Genomic DNA, 18840 nt, shown 5'->3' with positions numbered 1-18840 from the left:
GCAGCCGTGGGGTCACGGACCTTGAACTCTGCGGGTGAAGTGCGGCGCGCGCGTCAGCGCGAGCCACACGCTCTTGAGACGGAACTCGTCCGCCGCGGCCTCCTCCTGGACCTTCTCGTACGTGCAGCCGTCCTGCTCCCAGGTGCCGCCGAACGCGTAGTACGACCAGTAACGGACCATGCACGCCTTGACGTCCTCGCTCGCCGCGAGGTAGTCGGCCAGCTCGGTGACGCCGCTGAAATTGAAGTCTTCGCCGGTGGGCGGCTCGACGACCGTGCCGGTCACGTCGACGGGGATCCCGTTCTCATCGTTCCGCCAGCGGCCGAACGTGTCGTAGTGCTCGAAGCCGACGCCGATCTTGTCGGTCAACTTGTGGCAGCCCGCGCAATATTCGGCCTTCGTGTGCTGCTCGACCATCTCGCGCGTGGTCGCCGGCGTCTCCAGGGGCTTGACGTTCGGATCCACGCCGGGCGGCGGGGGCTCGAGCGGCTGGCAGAGGAGCCGCGTGCGGACCATCTTGCCGCGCTGGGTCGGCGAGGACAGCTTCGCGCTGCCATGCCCCGTCAGGAAGCTGCCGTGGGCCAGGATGCCCCCGTCGCGCTGCCCTGGGGTGAGCGTCACCTTCGTCAGCTCGGTGCCCCCGGCGCCGTTGATGCCGTAGTGCGAACCGAGGCTGGAGTTGATGAACGTGTAGTCCGCCTGCAGGAGGTTGGCGAACGTGCCGTTCTGGTTGAACGCGGTGTCCACGACGAGCGCCTGCGTCTCGGCCATCATGTCCTTGCGCAGGGCGTCCGTGAGATCGAAGACCGTGTTGTCCTTCACCGCGGTGACGAGGCGGTTCAGCTGGAGCCAGCCGCGCATGAACCGCATCATCTCCTTCTCGGCGAGCGGCCTTGTCGCCGAGTCCTCCAGCAGGCGCAGCGCGTGCTGGGCGATCTGCTCGCTGGTCAGGTTGGCGCCCTGGGCGGCGGCCGCGTCGGCGGCCTGCAGCAGCGCCTCGTCCGGCATGGTCCCGGTCAGCAAATACGAGAGGTTGCTCGCGATCTCGTGCGGGGTGAGCTCGTAGACGCCCGAGCCGCTCGCCTCGGTCCCGATCTCGTGGCGATAGAGGAAGTACGGCGACTGCAGCATGGCGCCCACGACCACCTTGGCGCCGTCCTCGAACGACGTCTCCGCCCCGAACAGCGCGTCGTAGGACGCGACGCGCTCGTCCGTGAGCTTGTCGCGGAACGCGCGGCGGCCGAAGTCGCGGATGAACTCGGTCCGGCAGCTCGCGTCCAGGGTCCTGCACGTCGTCGTGGTGATGCTGGCGAGCTTGTTCGTCACCGCCCAGTCGGCGGTCGTCTCGGCCCAATCCATGATCTGCTGGGCCGTCAGGTCGCGAATCACGAGCGCGTTCGCGTCGGCCGAGAACCCGAGCACCTGCGGATCGTTGAAGATGCTCGGAAGCGCGACGGACTGGTCCTTGAACAGATCGCGGACAGTGGCTTCAAATTGATCCACCGTCAGGCGACGCACCACGCGCGGGCCCGGGGTGCTCTTGTCCGCAACCTCGCATTCCGACACCTCCGGGATCTCCGGGGGCACGTCCGGCGGGTCGCCGATCGGCGGGCCGCCGCCGTCGCCGCCGCTGCTGCTACTGCCGTTGCCGGTGCCGTCGCCGCTGCTACTGGTCTCGGAGGGCGTCCCGTCGGGATTTCCGAGGTTGCCCAGGCAACCGAGCGGGCCGGCGAGGAGAAGCGCCACTGCGGAGTAGCGGCGACACGCTTTCGCCGAAACTAAGCTATTAAGCGTGCTCATCATTGCTTGAGAAAAGCTGATGTCTCTCATGTTGTCAAGCCCCGATCAAGCGGTGTCGCCTCGATAATCCATGCGCATACCCGCGCGCTTCAATGGCCTGTCACCGAATCGTCCGCGTCATTTGTGTTGTTTGCGTTGATTGCGTTCGCCGCGTTCGAATCGTTTTCAGCGTCGTTTTCAGCGTCTTTGCCCTGCCCGCTCGCCCGCATGCGTCATGGTGGGCCCTTGGCAGCTCTCCCCGGAGCGAAGTCGAGTTCGACGCTCCGCGTTGAGCCGACTCGCGGTGTCACCCGCCACGCCAGAGAGCTCGACCTCCCACCGGATCCGAGGTCGAACCGGAGCCGCTGGATCGCCAGGCGCGTTTCGACCTCAGGGCTCTGGGCGAGCCGCTGGGCAAGGCCTTCGTCGTCCATGAGCGTCGACAAGCGATCCACGGCGGGCGGTAAAGCAACCCTCGTGCCGAGTGTTCTCGCGGGGTTACCTCGCGCCGCTATGCCCGGTTTCTGGATTTTTTCGAAGGTTGCGAGGGGTGGACGCCGAGGGGTCCAGGAAGGGCGATCCACCGCTTCCGCGATCCATCCGTGCGCCGCTGCAACCGGGCCCCCAGGGCCAGCCGCGTCAGCCCTTGGACCAGGCGCTGATCGAGCGATAGCTCGCGACGGACTCCTCGATGACCTCCAGGGCGCGGTTCCTGTCGTACATCGTATCTACCTCTGCGAGCTTGTTCTCGAGCGTCTTGTAGTCGATGAAGAACCGCATGAGCTCCTTGGTCACGTGCGGCGGCAGCTCCTCGTGGGTCAGGTAATGGGCCACGGAGGGGTCGTCGACGGCGACCGCGATGATCTTGTCGTCGACGCCCTTGTCGTCGCGCATGAAGAAGCCGCCGATGGCGCGCGCCCTCACGATCGTGAGCGGCACGACCGGCTCCTGCATGATGACGAGGACGTCGAGCGGGTCGCCGTCGCCCGCGTGCGTCTGAGGGATGAAGCCGTAATTGGCCGGGTAGTGCACTGACGAGTAGAGCACGCGGTCGAGCATCAAGAGCCCCGTCTTCTTGTCGAGCTCATACTTGCACTTCGATCCTTTCGGGATCTCGATCACCACGGGGAAGAAGTCGTGTCGGCTGTCGGGGAGCAAGATGTCGTGAAGCGGATGGGTCATTGAATCGTCCTGGGCTTTCGCCCCCGCCCGGGAGGCGGGCGAGGGGCGCACACGATACCAGGAGTTCGATCCGGTGAGATCGGGGTCCAGACACCCCCGTATTCCCGCTCTGGGACGAGATGAGCCACGCCGCCGCCGGGGCCCTCCCGGCGCGGGCCGGCGGGGGGCGCAGGACCGACGTTGGCGAGCATGGGCAAGGGCGGTCGCTCGTGCGATGAGCTAGCGCGAAGCCGCCGGGTCAGACTCGCCGGCGGATCTCCGGATACCAAGTGCGCTCCCCATGAGACCGTTCCCCACACGCGCCCCAGCCGCGCGACCAGAGCGAGCGCCCGCGCTGCGACGCACGGCGCCCAGGGCGCTGGTGGTCCTCGCCCTGGGCGCGGCCCTCGGCGGCCCCCCCGCGGCAGCGGCGCGCGCGCCGGACGCGACGTCGGCCAAGCCGCCCTCGCCCGTCGCGAGCGCGCAGGCCGGGGCGCCCTCCGACGACGGCGCCTCGGCGGCCGCCGCCCCGCCGGCCGAGGGCCGACCCGTGGTCTCGCCGGTGCAGCGCCCGGACGAGCGCGACCTCCGCGACGTCCGACAACGCGCTTGCTCCTTCACGCTGCCCGTCTGCGTGCACGCGCCCGCGGACGTCCCCGGCGCCGCCCTCCTCGAGAGCCTCACCCACCTGGAGGCCGCGATGCGGGCCTACGACGCGCTCGGTCTGCCGCGCCCGCTCCCCGATGGCGCGCGGGGCGGCGGCCCAGCGTACGATCTCTACCTGGAGCGCGGCCCGCGCCGCGGCCCGACGCGCGTGGGGCACGATCTGCGGGCGCTCGGGGAGCGGTTCGACGCCGCGAGCGCGTTCGCCATCATCGCAGCGCCGGGGCGCGGCGGGTGCGCGAGCGCGTCCGACGCGGCCTACGCGCTCGGAGCCGCCGTCGCCGTGCGCCTCGACGCCGGGGCGGAGGAGGGCGCGATCGCCATGACGGCGAGCTACCTCGCCGCCATCGCGGCGCCCTGCGCGGCCGAGGAGCTCGCCGCGGTCGACGCCTTCCAGCGGGCGCCCGAGCGGGCGCTCACCGGCGCGGCGCTCGGCGCGCTCGACGGCGGCCTGCTCTTTCCGTGGTACCTCGACGACGCGTACGGCACCGGGACGCCGGCGCAGGTCGCGACGTCGCTGCTCGCCATCGCGGCGCAGTCCACGCCCGCGGGCGCGGCGCGCTTCCACGCCGAGCCCGACACGTTCGATGCGCTCCGGGCGTCCCTGCGATCGCGCGGCGAGGATCTCGACGACCTGCTCCTCGAGTTCGCCATCGCGCGAGCGTTCCTGGGCAGCCGCAGCGACGGCGCGCACCTCTCCGACGCCGAGCGCTTCGGCGATTTCGGCCGGGTTCGCTTCGAGTGGTCGCTGCCCTACGCCACGCTCCCGCGGCGGGTCGCGCCCCTGCGCCCGATCGAGCCGACCGGCGCGACGTATCTCTGGCTCGATCTCTCGGCGGAGAACGCGGCCGCTCGGCCGGATCTCAGGACGGCCGAGATCACCTTCGTGGCCGACTGGGAGCTGCCCGCGCTGTTCCGCTGGGCGATCGTGAAGGTCGACGTACACGGCGCCGAGGCCGGCCGCGTCGACGTGGCCGGCGTCTTCGGCAGCAGCCGCGCGCAGCGCACGGTGGTGGGGCTCGACGGGCTCTCGGGGCTGCTCGTCGTGGGCGTCAACGCGGGGAGCATGATCCGCAGCCTCCCCTTCGATCCCGACGACGCGCCGTTCATGCCGCACGCGTACACGGTCTGGCTCTCCAGGTAGGCGCCGCGCCGGCCAGCGCTCGCGCCGGGCGCCGGCCGGCGGCGCTCTCGCCTCGGCCTGCGCAGGCCGCCGGCCGGCGCGTCACGCCCTCGCCTCGGCTCCTCGCGCGATCAGGTGCTGCGCGAACCACTCGCCGGCGAGCCGGGCGACCGCCGCGAGCGCGCCCGGCTCCTCGAACAGGTGCGTCGCGGAAGGCACGACGGCGAGGCGGCGCGGGCCCGCGAGGTCGTCGAGGGCAGCCTGGTTCAGCGCCAGCACCTCGGTGTCCGCGCTGCCCACGATGAGCAGCGTCGGCGCGCGCACCATCGCCAGGGCCGCGCCCGCGAGGTCGGGCCTGCCGCCGCGCGACACGACGGCGCCCACGACGCGCGGCCGCGCCGCCGCGGCGATGAGCGCGGCCGCCGCGCCGGTGCTCGCGCCGAAGTAGCCGACCGCGAGGTGACGGAGCTCGGGGCGCGCGAGCGCCCAGTCCGTCGCCCCGAGCAGCCGCCGCGCGAGCAGATCGACGTCGAAGCGGAGGTGGGCGCTCCGGCGATCCTCCGCCTCCTCCTCGTCGGTGAGCAGGTCGAAGAGCAGCGTGGCCAGCCCCCACCGCCAGAGCGCCTCCGCGACCGAGCGGTTGCGAGGGCTCCTGCGGCTGCTGCCGCTGCCGTGCGCGAAGATCACGAGGCCGCCCGCCCTCTCGGGGATCGCGAGGTCCCCGGGCAGCGCCGCCGTCCCTGCCTCGACGAAGAGGGGCCGCTCCGCCCCTTCCGGCCTCGGGACCTCGCGCCGCGCCTCGGCGAGCAGCGTGGCGACGGCGTCGTCCGACGTCTGCGAGAAATCCTCGTAATAGGCGCCGATCGCCTGGAGGCCCGGGTCCTCCTCGATGCAAGCGATGCCGTCGACCTCGCGGCTGAGCGACGACAGGCTCGACGGCGCGGCGACCGGCGCGGCGAGCACGAGCCGCCTCGGCGAGCGCTTGCGCAGGTCGCGCAGCGCGGCCCGCACGGTCCCGCCGGTCGCGATGCCGTCGTCCACGACGATCACCGTCCGCCCCTCGACGCGGGGCATCGGCCTGTCGCCCCGGTACCGGCGCACCCCGCGCTCCACCTCGGCGGCCTGCCGCTCCGCGATCTCGGCGAGCTCCGCCTCGGAGATCCCCAGCATCGCGACGAGGCCCCGATCGATGTACACCTCGCCCCCCTCGGCGATCGCGCCCACGCCGAGCTCCGGCTGCCCGGGTGCGCCGAGCTTGCGCACGATCCACACATCGAGCGGCGCGCCCAGCGCGCGCGCCACCTCGTAGCCCACCTCGACGCCGCCGCGCGGCAGGGCGAGCACGAGCGGCGCCTCGCTCCTGTACCCCGAGAGCAGCTGCGCGAGCCTGCGCCCCGCGTCCCTGCGATCCTCGAACAGCTTCGCTCGCCCCATCGCCCCCTCCCCTCACGTCCGCTCCTGCGACCCCTTCAAGAGCGGTGCCGCGCGGCGCGGGCTCGGCCGCGCGCGACGCGACGAGGGGCGGGGGGTTGACCGCGATACGGGCTCGACCGCGCCCGTCAGCGCCCCATCAACCGAACAGGCTCCACTCGTCCTCGATGAGCGAGAGCGCGTTGATCAGCTCGACCGCGAGCTCGCGCTCGAGCCACTCGTCGATGCGCTGGCCCGCGGCGATCGCGCTGAAGCCCGCGCGTGGGATGCGCTTCGCGAGGTGCGAGAGGCACGAGCCGGTCCGATCGAGGCGCGCGACCCAATCGGTGTCGCGATAGGCATATCTGGCCTGGTGGAACAGCGAGCCGCTGAGCGCCGAGATCCTGTCGCGGACGACGTCGGCGGGCTCGGCGCGGGACGCGATCGCCTCGCGCACCTCGCCGATGGCGCGCAGCACGAGGCAGACCGGCGCGCCCGGATGGAACGAAGTGCGCTTCGGTGAGAACGTCAGCCCGTCGAGCGCAAGGAAGTACCAGGCCTGCGGCGAGGACACGCGATAGAGGTATGCGGCGTTGCAGGCGTCGGCCGCCCTCATCGCGATCTGCCAGGCGCCTTGCTCGTCGATGCCGTCCTGCTCCGCGGGCATCCCGTCGATGCGCTCGATCCCGGCGCCGCTGGCGAGCGGGTCGGCCCACGCCATGACCAGGACCGAGGTCGCGCACGACCAGCTGCACAGGAGGCGCGCGCTCGCCTCGGCGGACACGCGCCCGCTCGGCGCGATCCAGACGAAGCGCCCCTCCTTGAGATCGGCGCGGTACTCGTGGAGCGCGGCGCCGTGGCCTTCGAGCTGCTGGAAGAGCTCCTCCCCCCGCGCCGCCCAGCGCTGGGCGAGGACCTCCTCGGCGCTTTCAGAGGGCGTGTCGTCCCAGTCGAGCTCAGGCGGCCGGGGCGGCGAGAACTCCGCGTCATCCGCTCCGCTCTTCGCCTTCGCGTTCCGGGGTCGGCGCTTCGGCGGCGCGGCGCTGGCCTGCTCGCCAGCGCGCGCTCTCGGGGGGCGCATCCTCGGCGCCGCCGGTGGCTCGGCCGCCGCGCGCTTCCCCGGCGCTGCCGGTCGCTTCGCGACGGCGGCCTCCACGAGCGAGGTCGCGCCCTTCGCCTTCCTGGGCCTGGCGCGCGAGCTTGCGGGCGCCCCCCGCTCCTGCCCGTCGCGCAGCGCGGCCGGCGGGCCCGCCTTCGCGCCCCCGCGCTCGCCCGCCTTGCCATGACGCCGCGCGCGCGCGGATCCGCTCGATGCCTTGACGGTGCGCCTGGGTTCGGCCGATGTCCCTCGACCGCGCGGTTTGGGCATTGCGACAGGCTATCACGAGCTCGAAGCGCAATATCGATGGAGGCGCCCCGGGAAACGCACATGGTGAGCCGAGCGCCAGATCGCTCGGAGCGCAGGTCCTGGAGCCCGGAGCCGGAGCGCGCGCCGCCGGGACGCGCATGTCGCGCGTGTTCAGGTCGTGTTCAGTTCGCTTCGCCGAGGGCGCGCCGAACTACCTTCTTGAATTTCGCGAGCGGCTGGGCTCCGCTGACCAGGTAACCGTTGATCACGAACCCGGGAGTCCCGGTGATGCCGGCGCTCCGGGCGGCCTGCGCGTCGGCCTCGACGGCGGCGCGATGGGTGTGCTCGTCGAGCGCCTTTGCGAAGCGCGCCGCGTCGAGCCCGAGGCTCGCGGCGTGCTGCTCCAGGGCCGCGCGGTCGAGGTTCGATGCGTCGTGAGCCTTGAAGAGCAGGTCGTGCATCTTCCAGAAGCCGGCCGGCCCTTTCTGCGCGAGCGCTTCCATGGCCGCTTCGGCGGCCAGCTGCGCCTCCGGGTGGAAGGGGAGCGGCAGGTGGCGGTAGACGACACGGACCTTGCCCGGGAACGCCTTGATGAGCTCGTCCATCGTGGCGGTGGCGCGCGCGCAAAAAGGGCACTGGAAGTCGGAGAACACCTGGATGACCACCTTGCCCGCAGCCGCGCCCTTGCTGGGGTGGCCCTTGGGCGCCGGCGGCACGGACACCTTCGGCGGCGGCGCCGGCGGGACCGCCTGCTTCTGGATGGCCTCGTACACCTTCGCGCGCGGCGTCCCGGCCACGACCATCGCCTCCGCCTTGGCGATCTCCTCGTCGATGATCGCCTGGAACTTCTCGATCGGCTGCGCGCCGACGAGGCTGCGGCCATTGATGAAGAAGTGCGGGGTCCCCTGGGCGCCGAGATCGTCGGCGAGATCCACGTCGGCCTCGATCTTGGCGGCGTGCTTGTGCGAGGCGACGGCGCGCTTCACCGCGTTGACGTTCAGCCGGAGGTCCGCGGCGACGGCCTCGAGGGCGGCGTCGTCGAGGGCGGCCTCGCCGGCGAGGAGGCGATCGTTGGCCTGCCAGAAGGCGTCGTTTCCCTTCTGGGCGCGGGCCTCGCGCGCGAGCTCTGCAGCGGGCTCGGCCCGGGGGTGGAACGGGAGCGGGTGGTCCTTCCAGACGACGCGCAGCTTGTCGCCGTACTGCGCCCTGAGCTTCTCGACCGTCGGCGTGACCCGCCTGCAGAACGGACACTGATAGTCGCTGAACAGCACCATCGTGACGAGCGCCGTATCCGCGCCGCGCACGGGCGAGTCGCCGACGGGCACGAGGTGCACCACGCCGCCGTCGCCTTCCTCTTCGGCGTCGTCGGGCTCCTCGGCAGGAGGAGCGAAGTTCTTCTTCGCGAGCGCCGCGTAGATCTTCTCCGGCGGCGTCCCCTCGGCGCGGAGCGCCTGCGCCGCGGCGAGCTGCGCGTCGATGATCTCCGCGAACCGCTCCGCCGGCTGCGCGCCGACGAGGAGGACGCCGTTGATGAACGCCGCCGGCGTGCCGTTCACGCCGAGCCGCCCGGCGAGCGCCATGTCCGCGTCGACCTTCTGCGCCGCCCTGCTCTGCTGGACGAGCTGCGGGATCTGGCCGGGGGTCACGCCGGCCCGCCGGAGCGCGGTGGCCTGGACCTCCGGCGAGAGCCGCTCGTCGGCCGTGAAGATGGCGTCGTGAAACGCCCAGAAGGCCTTGGGACCCGCGTGCGCGAACACCGCCATCGCGGCCTCGGCCGTCGGCCGAGCCTGCTTGTGGAAGGCGAGCGGGAAGTTCTTCCACACGACCCGCAGCCGCTCCGCGCCGTACCGCTGCTCCAGCTGCCTCAGCGTGCCGCCCAGGTGCTTGCAGAAGGGGCACTCGAAATCGGAGAACACGACGATCGTCACGGGCGCGAGCCGGCTGCCGCGCGCCGGATCCGCGCGGGTCACCGGCACCGGACCGGGGTCGCCGTCCGCGACCATCACCTCGTCATCGAACGTCGCTCCCGGATCAGCGGCTGGGCCCGGCTGCCGCGCGGGGGCGCCGCTGCTCTTCGCCTGCGAAGCGTCTGGAGGGGGCGGCGGCAGCGCGGAGCTGCAAGCCAGGGCGAACAGCAACGAGAGCCAGGCGACGGCGGCGATGGCGCGGCGAGACATCGCGCGAGTGTACTCCGGTTCCGCGATGACGCCTTCGCCGCGCGGGCGTCGCTGTGCCCAGCGCGGAACGCCTCGCCGCGCCGCCAGGCGCGATTGACGCCCTCGCCGCCTTCGGCCATGACGGGCGCGGCGCGCCGCTCTGCCGCGCCAGGAGAGCGCACCGGAAAGCCATGGAGAAGGTCTACAGCGCCGCCCGCGTCCAGCCGGAAGAGCACAGGGACGTCCTCGCGCAGCTCTGGAAAGAGAACCTCGCCCACGGCGAGGTATCGCAGGAGCTCGTGGAGCGGCGGATGCGCTGGTTCCAGGAGCAGAACCCGGCCGGCCCCCCGCGGACCTGGATGGGCTTTCACGGACCGGAGCGGGAGATCATCGGGAGCGGCTCGTTCTATCCGCGCGACCTGGTTGTCGACGGGCGCAAGCTCAAGGCCGGCGTGCTCGGCGACTTCGGCGTGACCAAGGCGCACCGCATCGCGGGGGCCGCCATGAGCATCCAGCGAGAGCTCGCGAGGGGCTGCCGCGACGCCGGGGTCGATTTCGTGTTCGGCTTCCCCAACAAGGCCTCATTCCCGATCTTCCAGCGCGCCGGCTACAAGAAGATCGCCGATTCCATCATCTGGGTCCGGCCCCTGATGGCCGCGTACAAGCTGAACGAGCTCGCTGCCTCGTCGGCAGGCGAGCAGCGGAACATCGTGAGCGCGGTGGTGCAGCGGGTCGCCGAGCGGGCCGCGTCGGCGGTCCCCCACCCTCGCTGGCGCGCGCTCTGGGAGGCGGCGGAGCCGGGCGCCCCGCCCGCCCCGCTCGCGCAGGCGCTGTCGACCGCGGCGGAGCGCGCCATCCAGCGGGCGACGGTGAAGCCGGACAACCTCCTGGTCCGGGCCGCGGGCAGCGCCCTCGATGCCTCGATGGCGCTCCGGGACACCGCCGCGCTGCTCGCGAAGGGGAGCCGCGTGCGCACCGAGCTCGTGGACGCCGCCGATCACCGCTTCGACGCGCTGTGGTCGCGGGCGAAGCCCTGGCCGGTCGTCGGCGAGCGGAGCGCCCAGTTCCTGAACTGGCGCTATGCGCAGCTCGGCAACGTCCGATACCGCTTCTTCTGCATGCTCGACCGGCACGACGGGCGGCTGCTCGGCTACGCCGTCTACTCGGTGCGGAACAACAAGGTCGAGATCAGCGACCTGTTCTGCGAGGACAACGGCCCCACGTTCGACGCCCTGCTGCTCGAGTTCTGCCAGGCGATGCGGCGAGAGGGGCACGTCTCCGTGGGCATGCTCCTCGTGACGCCCCCTTCGTTCAGCGCCCGCCTGCGGGCGCTCGGGTTCTTCTCCCGCCCCCACCCGCCGAACGTCGGCTCGCGGTGGCTCATCGTCCACCTCGATCCCGCCTTCCCCGACGAGCTGCGGCGCGTGCTGCTCGACGCGGAGAGCTGGTTCATGACCGACGGCGAGCTCGACGTCTGATCGCCCGGGCTCCCGCTTCCCGGGGGATCCCACCGATCCGCTGGACCACCTCCTCCCGCCGGTTACCCTTGCCTCTCCATGGATAACGAGGCGCCGGCCCTGTCCATCGCGCGGCTGCGCTCCGTCTGGGATGCGGAGGTAGGCCCCTCCGCGCGCCGCGCGCTCACCGCGGCCGCTTGCGCAGGGCTGTTCGGCGCGGCGCACGTGGCGCGCGTGGGGTCGCCGCTCGCCCGCGGGCTCGCCGGCGCCGGGCTCGCGCTGCTGCTCGCGGCGATCGCCGCGCGGGCCATCCTCGTGCGGCTGCGGCGCGGCGACGCCCGGCGCACGGTGCGCGAGATCATCGGTCGCACGGACGAGGCGCTCGGCGCCGCCACCCTGCGGGCGCTCACGCTCGCGGATCGCGCCGCGGCCGACGATCGCGTCGGCTCGCCGGAGCTCGCCGGCCTGCACCTCCGGCGGCTGCTCGGCCGCGCCTCGCAGGCGCGCGTCGTCGAGCGCGCGCGCCAGGCGGCGACGCGGTGGGCGAGCGCGGGCCTCGCCCTCGGCGCGGCGGCGCTCGCGGCGGCGGCGATCGAGCCGTCGCGCGTCGTCGAGGGGCTGGACGTCCTCGCCGCCCGCGGCGGCGAGGCTCCCCTCGATCTGCCGTGGATCGAGGAGGTCGAGATGACGGCGGCGCCGCCCGAGTACCTGCACCAGGGCGCGGAGGAGCTCCTGCCGTTCGCCCCGACGATGCAGCCCCGCGGGACCGTGATCACGGTGCGCGGCCGCCCCGTCCGCGCGGGGCGCGCGCTCGTGCTGACGGACGGCGGCGCCGAGGTGCCGTTCGTCGACGACGGCAAGGGCAGCGTCGTCGCCCGCTGGACGCTCGGCGAGTCGACGACCCTCCAGGCGGCCGCGCGCTTCGGGCAGGTGCGCGTCCGGCAGGCCGACGCGCAGCGCGTCGTGTCGATCCCGGACGACGCGCCGCGCGTCACGCTCGAGGGCGCGCCGCGCACGGTGAAGCTCCTCGACGAGCCCAGCATCCCGCTCCGCTACGAGATCACCGACGATCACGGCCTGCGCGAGGTCGATCTCGTCCTGCGCGCCGGAGCGAAGGAGGAGCGGCGGGTGCTCTCGCGGCCGGCGGCGGACGCGAAGGTCGACCGCGGAGGCTACGAGCTCCGGGCGCGCGATCCCTTCTTCCGCAGGACGTACGTGCCCGTCGAGGTGCGGATCGAGGCGCGGGACAACGATCCGATCGAGGGCCCGAAGTGGGGCAGGAGCGAGGCCATCCTGGTCGTCCCGCCGCAGGTGGGCGAGCCCGAGGCGCTGCGCTACGCCGCGCTCGTGAAGGCGCGCGACGCCCTCACGGATCTGCTCGCCGACCGCATCGGCCAGAGGACGCCGGAGGCGGGCGGCGCCAAGGCGCACGCGGCGCACGAGGCCGAGGTGCAGGCGACGGCCAAGGCGGCGGTCGAGGCGGCGCTCTCCGCGGATCACGGCGGGCTGCGGGTGCGGGGGCGCGTCGCGTCGCTCGCCCGAGGTCAGCTGGCCCGGCTCGACGCGGCGCTCGCCGCCGAGCGGAAGTCGACGACCCGCGCGGCGCACCAGGAGCTGCTCGACGAGACCGAGGGCGCGCTGCTCGCGTTCGACGCCGGCCTGCGCGGCCTGGGCCACCGCGACGCCCGGGCCGTCGCGCAGCGGCTCGCCGACGTCGCGGACGAGGCGGCGGCGGCGGCCGAGCTCCTGGGCAGCGGCGACCGCGAGGGCGGCGAGGTCCGCCTGGAGGCGGCCGTCGCGGTGCTGGGCGGCGGGGGGGTCGAGCTCGGCAAGCTCGGCGAGCTCGGCCTCGACCTCGGCGAGATCGTCGCGAACGACCTGCGCCGGATCGCGCGCGCCCGCGGCGCCAGCGACTGGCTGCACGCCGAGCTTTCGGCGCGCGACCTCGCGGCCCGGCTCAGGCGGCCGGAGCCTTCGTTCGGCGGCGGCGGCCGCGGCGGGGTGGAGTCGGGCGCGCCGCGCGGGCCTGACCCCGGGGACGCGTCGAACGCCGACGAGAGCGTCGCCCAGAGCGAGCGGGATCTCGAGGAGCTCGCGCGCGATCACGCCGCCGAGACGAACGCGGTCGCCGAGGAGCTCTCGCGCGCGTCGCGGCCCGAGGACATCGCGGCGCTCCGGGAGGAGGCGAAGAAGCACGCGGAGGCGATCCGAGAGGCCGTGCGGGACCTGCCGCAGCCGGGCGCGGCGCCGGGCTCGGCCGAGTCCGCCGCGGCGGCTGGCAGGGAGCAGGCCGAGGCGATGGCCGGCGCGCTGGAGCAGGGCCGCCCCGAGGAAGCGGTGACGAGCGGCCGGGGCGCGATGCGCTCGCTGGGCGACGCGAAGCGGCTCGGCGCGCAGGCCGGCGGCTTCTTCCCCGAGGAGCGCGCCGCTCGCGAGGCCGGCGAGGCGCAGCAGGCGCTCGCCGAGGAGCTGGCCTGGGCCGAGGAGGCGCTGCGCAAGCTGCGGCAGGCGGCGGCAGAGCGGGCGCGGGACGGCCTTGGAAAGTCGAGCCAGCGCGAGGGGTCGCTCGCTGACCGCGCGCGCGATCTCCGCAAGCGGGGCGAGCGCGGCGACGGCCGCATGCCCGAGGAGATGCTCGATCGCCTCGACGAGGCCGAGCAGGCGATGCGCGACGCCCAGCGCGCCCTCGCCGAGGGGGACGGCGAGGGCGGCAACGAGCGCCAGCGCGACGCGCAGCGGCTGCTCGAGATGTCGCGCAGCGAGGACCAGGGTCAGGACGGCGACGCCGAGTCGGAAGGGGATCGAAACATGGCGAGGAAGGCCGACATCCCGGACAAGGACAAGCACAAGGGCCCCGAGGAGTTCCGCCGTCGCGTGCTCGAGGGGCTCGGGGGGACCTCGGAGCCGCGGCTGCGAGAGGCGGTCAAGCGTTACGCGGAGGGGCTCCTGAAATGACGCGCACAGGCGGTGGGGCGGCCACGGCTCGGCGCGGGGCGACGGCGATCGCGAGGCGCGGCCTCCGGGCGGCGATCCTCGCCGGGCTCGCGACGGCGTCGGCGACCGCGTCCGGACGCCTCACGGTCGGCGATCTCGATCGCGCGGCGCGGGCCCGGGCCGCGATCCTGGAGATCGACGTCCCCGCGGCGCGGGACGCCCTGAAGGACGCGGATCCGGCGGACCTCGCGCTCGCGCTCGAGCGCGGCCGCCTCGCCATCTACGAGGGCGACTGCGACGCCGCCTCGGCGATCCTCGCGCGCCCCGATCTCGCGGCGACGGCAGAGGGCGCGGCGCTCGGGGACATCGCGCGCGGCTGCGCCCGGGCCACCGCGGCGACGGTCGTCGTGAACGACGAGGAGCGCGGCGTCTGGGTGCGGCTCCAGGACGACGACGATCGCGCGCTCGTGCCGCTCCTCGTCGACGTCGCGGCGAGGACGCGCGACGTGCTCGCGAAGGACCTCGGCGTCGAGCTCCTCCGGCCGCTGCGGATCGATCTCGTCCGCGATCAGTTCACGCTCTCCGCGATGACGGGGCTGCCCGAGGACGCGGCGCGGACGACGGGCACGGTCGCCATCGCCAAGTGGGGGCGGGTGACGATGCTCTCGCCGCGCGCCACGCCGAGCGGCTACCCCTGGCTGGACACGCTCGCGCACGAGATAACCCACCTCGCCCTGTCGCGCGGGACGCGCGACAACGCCCCGCTGTGGCTGCAGGAGGGCGTGGCCAAGCGCGAGGAGGTCCGCTGGCGCGAGCCCGACCCGCTGGACGACGTACCGTCCGCGGACGCGATCGCCTTCCTGGGCATCCAGAGGGGCCTCGGGCGTCCGCTCGACAAGATCGGCCCCTCGATCGCGATGCTCCCGAGCGCGGAGGAGGCGGCGGTCGTGTTCGCCGAGGTCGCGAGCTTCATCCGTTACTGGACGAGGGAGGCGGGCGACACGGCGCTGCCGCAGCTCCTGCGCCGGCTCAAGGACGCGAGCAGCGACGCGGACCTCGAGCGGGCGATCGCCGAGATCTCCGGCGCGGACCTCGCGGCCTGGGACAAGCGCTGGCGCGCCTACCTCGCCAGCGTGCCGGCCGACGTGCCGCTCGACCTCGCGCCCGGCGCGGACATGCCGCACCGGCAGGAGGTGAGCAAGCGGGTGCGGCTCGGCCAGCTGCTCCACGACCGCGGCCACCGCGCCGCCGCCGCGGTCCAGCACGCGCGCGCGCAGGCGCTCGCGCCGCACGAGCCGGCGGTGCGCTGCTTCCTCGCCGCCGCCTTGCTGGCGTCGGGCGAGCGCGCGAGCGCCTCGCCCCTCGTCGAGCGGGTGGAGGACGTGCACAGCCGCTACGGCCGGTGGTGGTCGCTGCACGGGCTGCTCCACGGAGGCCCCGACGGGGACCGCGCCTTCTCGGCGGGCACGGCGCTCGATCCGCTGAACCCCGACGTGGCCTGCGAGGAGAAGCTGCCGCCCGATCTCCCCGGCGATCCCCTCCGTTCGGCCCTCTGCGAGGCCGCGCGCCGCAGGGCGCGCTAGCCCGTCGCGTCCGAGATCCAAAAAAAGACGGCGAGCCGAGGAAATAGCGCCGCTCGACGCAATGGCGCGCGAGCGGCGGTTTGTTCGCGAGGGCGCCCGCTCCGGATTCCGTCGCGCCGGAGCGCGCTCCTACGGTGCGCGGGATGCCGAACCCTGGTCGCATCCCCTTGATGATCGCGCTGGGCCTCGCCCTGCCGGCCCCGGCCTACGCCCACGGCACGCAGCGCGCGCCGCAGCCGCGCGTGCACAGCGAGTTCAGCGCGTCCTCCGTGCTGGCATTTGGCCTGACACCGACGGCGGGCCTCGGCCTCTCGCCCGCCGCCGCTCTCCGCTGGTCCGACCTGTCCGTGTCGCTCGAGGCGCGGGCGCTCGTCGCGCTGGGCGGCCCTCCGAGCGATCTGCCGAGCGCCGGGCCGCGGCGCATCAGCGTCGGGCTGGGGGTCATGTCGCTCTGCAGGCACCGGGACGACGTCTTCCTGTGCAACGTCGTCCAGCTCGGCGCTGTCCGCGCGCCCGTCTCAGAGAGCGTCACCCAGGCGGAAGGCGACGTCCTCTGGCTGCTCACCTCCGGCGCGCGCGGCGGCGCCGAGTGGCGCATCGCGCGGTACCTCCAGCTGCGCAGCTTCCTCGAGCTGCACGTCGTCCTGGCGCGCCCTCTGCTCACGGCCGGCGCGGCCGCGCGGTGGAAGACATCGGCCGTCGCGGCGATCGCCGGGATCGGCCTGACGTTCCCGGTGGACCCGGGGTGAGGAGGGTCGCGCCTGCGCCCCGCGGCCCGCGTCTCCGCGGGCCTCGCGCGGCGCGGGCGTCGGGCCGGAGGAGGTCGCGCGCACAGCGCGGCCTCAGTGCTTCGCGCGGAGCGCGCGCGCCAGGGTGTTCCTGCCGACGCCCAGCCGCTTCGCCGCTTCCGTCTTGTTCCCCTCGCACGCCCGGACCATCGCCTCGACGTAGCGCCGCGTCACCTCGTCGAGGGTGAGCCCCAGCGGCAGCGCCACCCGCGCGTCGCCCTCGGGCGCCGCGGCGGCGTGCGGCGGGGCGCCTTCGCCCCGGCGCGTCGGGAGGTGCCCCGCGGAGATGCGGCCGTCCGGCGCGAGGGCGATGGCGCTCTCGACCCAGTGCTCGAGCTCGCGCACGTTGCCTGGCCACGTATGAGCGCGGAGGTGGCGGAGCGCGTCCGGATCGAAGCGCGGCGACGGCCTGCCGTACCTCGTCGCGTAGACGTCCGCGAAGTGCCGCGCCAGCGTCTCGACGTCGTCGGGGCCGCGCTCGCGCAGGGCCGGCAGATCGATCTCGACGACGCGCGCGCGGTAGTAGAGGTCCTTCCGGAAGCGCCCCTCGGCGACCGCGCGCTCGAGGTCGCAGTGCGTGGCGCACACGACGCGGACGTCGGCGCGGAGCGACTGGCGACCGCCGACGCGCTCGAAGGAGCGGTCCTGCAGGAAGCGAAGGAGCTTGCCCTGGATGTCGAGCGGCAGGTCCCCGAGCTCGTCGAGGAACAGCGTGCCTCCCTCGGCGAGCTCGACCTTGCCCGGCACGCGCCGGTCCGCGCCGGTGAACGCCCCCCGCTCGTGGCCGAAGAGCTCGCTCTCGACGAGCTGCGCCGGCAGCGTCGTGCAGTCGACGGTGACGAAGGGCCTCGTCTGGCGCCGCGAATTGACGTGGATCGCCCGGGCGAACAGGCTCTTGCCGGTGCCTGTCTCCCCGCGGAGCAGCACGGTCGCGTCGGTCTGGGCCGCCAGCTGGACCTTCTCGTACACGGCGGTCAGCCGCTCGCTCCGGCCGACGATCCGATTGAACGGCCCCTGCAGCACGACCCCCGGGCCGCCGCCCTCGGCAGCGCGGAGCGTCGTCAGCGAGAGGGCGCGGGCGAGCTGCGTCGCGAGGGCGACGAGGTAGCGCTGGTCCTCCTCGTCGAAGGGCGCGCCAGCGCGGTTCAGCAGCTGGACGACGCCGCGGACCGGCGCGGCGCCGTCCTCGCGGATGGGCGCGACGAGCATCGAGCGCGTCGTGTAGCCCGTCGCCCGGTCCGCCGACGGATCGAAGCGCGGGTCGCGCGAGGCGTCGTCGACGCGCACGACCTGTCCGGTCGTGGCCACGTGCCCGGCGATGCCGCGCTCGAGCGGCTGCCTGAGCGAGGGGAGCTCGGGCAGCAGGGCGACGCGCGTCACGAGATCGCCGCGCTCGGCGTCGACGAGCCAGATCGTCGCGCGGTCGGCGCGGAGCGCCTTCGCGAGCCGCTCGCACGCCGTGCCGAGGAGGGCGTCGAAGTCGACCTCCCGGGCGAGGAGGGAGGCGAGATCGACGAGCAGCGAGAGGCGCGACATGGATAGCGGAGCAGCGTCCAGCATAGAGGGCGCCGCGCTTGTCGTCATCCGCGTCATCACGCGGCCCGCGCGAGGGCCTCGACGTGGATGCAGAGCCCCTCGCGCGCGGCGACCGAGCCAGGGAAGAGCTCGCGGGAGAGGCGCTCGATCTCCGCGACGCCGGCGTCCGTCCGCTGCGGGTCGTGATGGAACAGGACGAGCTTCCGCGCGCCGCACGCCCGCGCGATCTCCGCGCCCGCGACGTACGTCGAGTGCCCCCAGCCGACCTTCGAGCGCCCGCCGTCGCCGCGGTACTCCTCCGGGGTGTACTGCGCGTCATAGATGAGCACGTCGGCGCCGTCCGCGAGCGCGCGCAGCGCCGGATCGACGCAGGCGTAGTGCTCGGTGTCGGTCGCGTAGACGACGCTGCGGCCCTCGTGCTCGACGCGGTAGGCGAGGACGCCGCCCGGGTGGTTGAGCTTGGCGATCCGCACGTGCACCTCGCCCACATCGAACGCCTCGCCCGGCCGCGCCTCCCGCACGGCGATCTGCGCGCAGAGCTCGTCCATGCGGACGGGGAAGCTCGGCGCGGCCATCTGCGTCGAGAGCACCTCGCGGAGGCTCCCGACCCCGTGCGCGCTGCCCACGAACGACAGCCGCGAGCTCGGCAGGTACGCCGGCACGAAGAACGGCAGGCCCTGGATGTGGTCCCAGTGCAGGTGCGACAGCAGCACCGTTGCCTCGACCGGTCCCTCCCGGAGCAGGGCATCTCCGAGCTTGCGTACGCCCGTCCCTGCATCGAGGATGATCCGCGACGATCCGCAGCGAACCTCCACGCAGCTTGTGTTTCCGCCCACCGCAGCCGTCTCCGGCCCAGGCGAAGCGATGCTCCCGCGAACTCCCCAGAACTTGATCTCCATCGT

Annotated in this window: 12 protein-coding genes; 5 read left to right on the top strand and 7 right to left on the bottom strand. The window is 73.6% G+C overall.

Annotated features, from left to right (window positions below):
- Positions 1 to 12: 12 nt before the first annotated feature.
- Both WMF39_RS48925 and WMF39_RS48920 read right to left on the bottom strand, forming a co-directional pair.
- Positions 13 to 1746, bottom strand: coding sequence for a DUF1592 domain-containing protein (locus WMF39_RS48925; RefSeq protein WP_437743295.1), 1734 nt, complete (start codon positions 1744 to 1746; stop codon positions 13 to 15).
- A gap of 672 nt (positions 1747 to 2418) precedes the next feature.
- A complete protein-coding gene (locus WMF39_RS48920; protein ID WP_272096779.1) occupies positions 2419 to 2961 on the bottom strand; it encodes an inorganic diphosphatase in 543 nt (180 codons plus the stop codon).
- Positions 2962 to 3241: 280 nt separating this feature from the next.
- Here WMF39_RS48920 and WMF39_RS48915 point away from each other — a divergent pair, with 280 nt between their 5' ends.
- Positions 3242 to 4747: a hypothetical protein gene (locus tag WMF39_RS48915; protein ID WP_437743294.1), complete on the top strand. Its 1506-nt coding sequence runs from the start codon at positions 3242 to 3244 to the stop codon at positions 4745 to 4747.
- Positions 4748 to 4828: 81 nt separating this feature from the next.
- Here WMF39_RS48915 and WMF39_RS48910 read toward each other — a convergent pair whose 3' ends face one another.
- The 3 genes from WMF39_RS48910 to WMF39_RS48900 form a co-directional block, all read right to left on the bottom strand.
- Positions 4829 to 6160 carry a phosphoribosyltransferase family protein gene (locus tag WMF39_RS48910; protein WP_437743293.1) on the bottom strand — a complete coding sequence of 444 codons (1332 nt, stop codon included), beginning with the start codon at positions 6158 to 6160 and terminating at the stop codon, positions 4829 to 4831.
- 136 nt (positions 6161 to 6296) lie between these two features.
- A complete protein-coding gene (locus tag WMF39_RS48905) occupies positions 6297 to 7505 on the bottom strand; it encodes a hypothetical protein (RefSeq protein ID WP_437743292.1) in 1209 nt (402 codons plus the stop codon).
- Positions 7506 to 7666: 161 nt separating this feature from the next.
- A complete protein-coding gene (locus WMF39_RS48900) occupies positions 7667 to 9661 on the bottom strand; it encodes a DsbA family protein (protein ID WP_437743291.1) in 1995 nt (664 codons plus the stop codon).
- 170 nt (positions 9662 to 9831) lie between these two features.
- On the opposite strand from WMF39_RS48900, the gene WMF39_RS48895 reads away from it, so the two are divergent.
- The 4 genes from WMF39_RS48895 to WMF39_RS48880 all read left to right on the top strand — a co-directional run bounded on the left by WMF39_RS48895 (position 9832) and on the right by WMF39_RS48880 (position 16363).
- The gene (locus tag WMF39_RS48895) at positions 9832 to 11118 is read left to right on the top strand and encodes a GNAT family N-acetyltransferase (protein WP_437743290.1); all 1287 of its coding nucleotides are present in this window, start codon (positions 9832 to 9834) and stop codon (positions 11116 to 11118) included.
- 78 nt (positions 11119 to 11196) lie between these two features.
- Positions 11197 to 14052: a DUF4175 family protein gene (locus tag WMF39_RS48890; protein WP_437743289.1), complete on the top strand. Its 2856-nt coding sequence runs from the start codon at positions 11197 to 11199 to the stop codon at positions 14050 to 14052.
- Positions 14049 to 15614: a hypothetical protein gene (locus tag WMF39_RS48885; protein WP_437743288.1), complete on the top strand. Its 1566-nt coding sequence runs from the start codon at positions 14049 to 14051 to the stop codon at positions 15612 to 15614. The genes WMF39_RS48890 and WMF39_RS48885 overlap by 4 nt, the downstream gene beginning before the upstream one ends.
- Positions 15615 to 15757: 143 nt before the next feature.
- Positions 15758 to 16363, top strand: coding sequence for a hypothetical protein (locus tag WMF39_RS48880; RefSeq protein ID WP_437743287.1), 606 nt, complete (start codon positions 15758 to 15760; stop codon positions 16361 to 16363).
- Positions 16364 to 16456: 93 nt separating this feature from the next.
- Here WMF39_RS48880 and WMF39_RS48875 read toward each other — a convergent pair whose 3' ends face one another.
- Positions 16457 to 17938: a sigma-54-dependent Fis family transcriptional regulator gene (locus tag WMF39_RS48875; protein ID WP_437743286.1), complete on the bottom strand. Its 1482-nt coding sequence runs from the start codon at positions 17936 to 17938 to the stop codon at positions 16457 to 16459.
- Between the two features lie 56 nt (positions 17939 to 17994).
- Positions 17995 to 18837, bottom strand: coding sequence for an MBL fold metallo-hydrolase (locus WMF39_RS48870; protein WP_437743285.1), 843 nt, complete (start codon positions 18835 to 18837; stop codon positions 17995 to 17997).
- Between the last annotated feature and the right edge of the window lie 3 nt (positions 18838 to 18840).

Origin of the sequence: Sorangium sp. So ce1504, from assembly GCF_051521635.1 — a bacterium.
In the GTDB taxonomy this organism is placed as follows: domain Bacteria; phylum Myxococcota_A; class Polyangia; order Polyangiales; family Polyangiaceae; genus Sorangium; species Sorangium cellulosum_B.
Note: the sequence above shows the minus strand (reverse complement) of the source record. Positions and strands in the feature narration are given on the sequence as shown.

Bases quoted from the DNA above. Each gene is read 5' to 3' on its own strand.
- WMF39_RS48920 (WP_272096779.1), bottom strand. From the start codon at position 2,961: ATGACCCATCCGCTTCACGACATCTTGCTCCCCGACAGCCGACACGAC.
- WMF39_RS48915 (WP_437743294.1), top strand. From the start codon at position 3,242: ATGAGACCGTTCCCCACACGCGCCCCAGCCGCGCGACCAGAGCGAGCG.
- WMF39_RS48910 (WP_437743293.1), bottom strand. From the start codon at position 6,160: ATGGGGCGAGCGAAGCTGTTCGAGGATCGCAGGGACGCGGGGCGCAGG.
- WMF39_RS48905 (WP_437743292.1), bottom strand. From the start codon at position 7,505: ATGCCCAAACCGCGCGGTCGAGGGACATCGGCCGAACCCAGGCGCACC.
- WMF39_RS48900 (WP_437743291.1), bottom strand. From the start codon at position 9,661: ATGTCTCGCCGCGCCATCGCCGCCGTCGCCTGGCTCTCGTTGCTGTTC.
- WMF39_RS48895 (WP_437743290.1), top strand. From the start codon at position 9,832: ATGGAGAAGGTCTACAGCGCCGCCCGCGTCCAGCCGGAAGAGCACAGG.
- WMF39_RS48890 (WP_437743289.1), top strand. From the start codon at position 11,197: ATGGATAACGAGGCGCCGGCCCTGTCCATCGCGCGGCTGCGCTCCGTC.
- WMF39_RS48885 (WP_437743288.1), top strand. From the start codon at position 14,049: ATGACGCGCACAGGCGGTGGGGCGGCCACGGCTCGGCGCGGGGCGACG.
- WMF39_RS48880 (WP_437743287.1), top strand. From the start codon at position 15,758: ATGCCGAACCCTGGTCGCATCCCCTTGATGATCGCGCTGGGCCTCGCC.
- WMF39_RS48875 (WP_437743286.1), bottom strand. From the start codon at position 17,938: ATGTCGCGCCTCTCGCTGCTCGTCGATCTCGCCTCCCTCCTCGCCCGG.
- WMF39_RS48870 (WP_437743285.1), bottom strand. From the start codon at position 18,837: ATGGAGATCAAGTTCTGGGGAGTTCGCGGGAGCATCGCTTCGCCTGGG.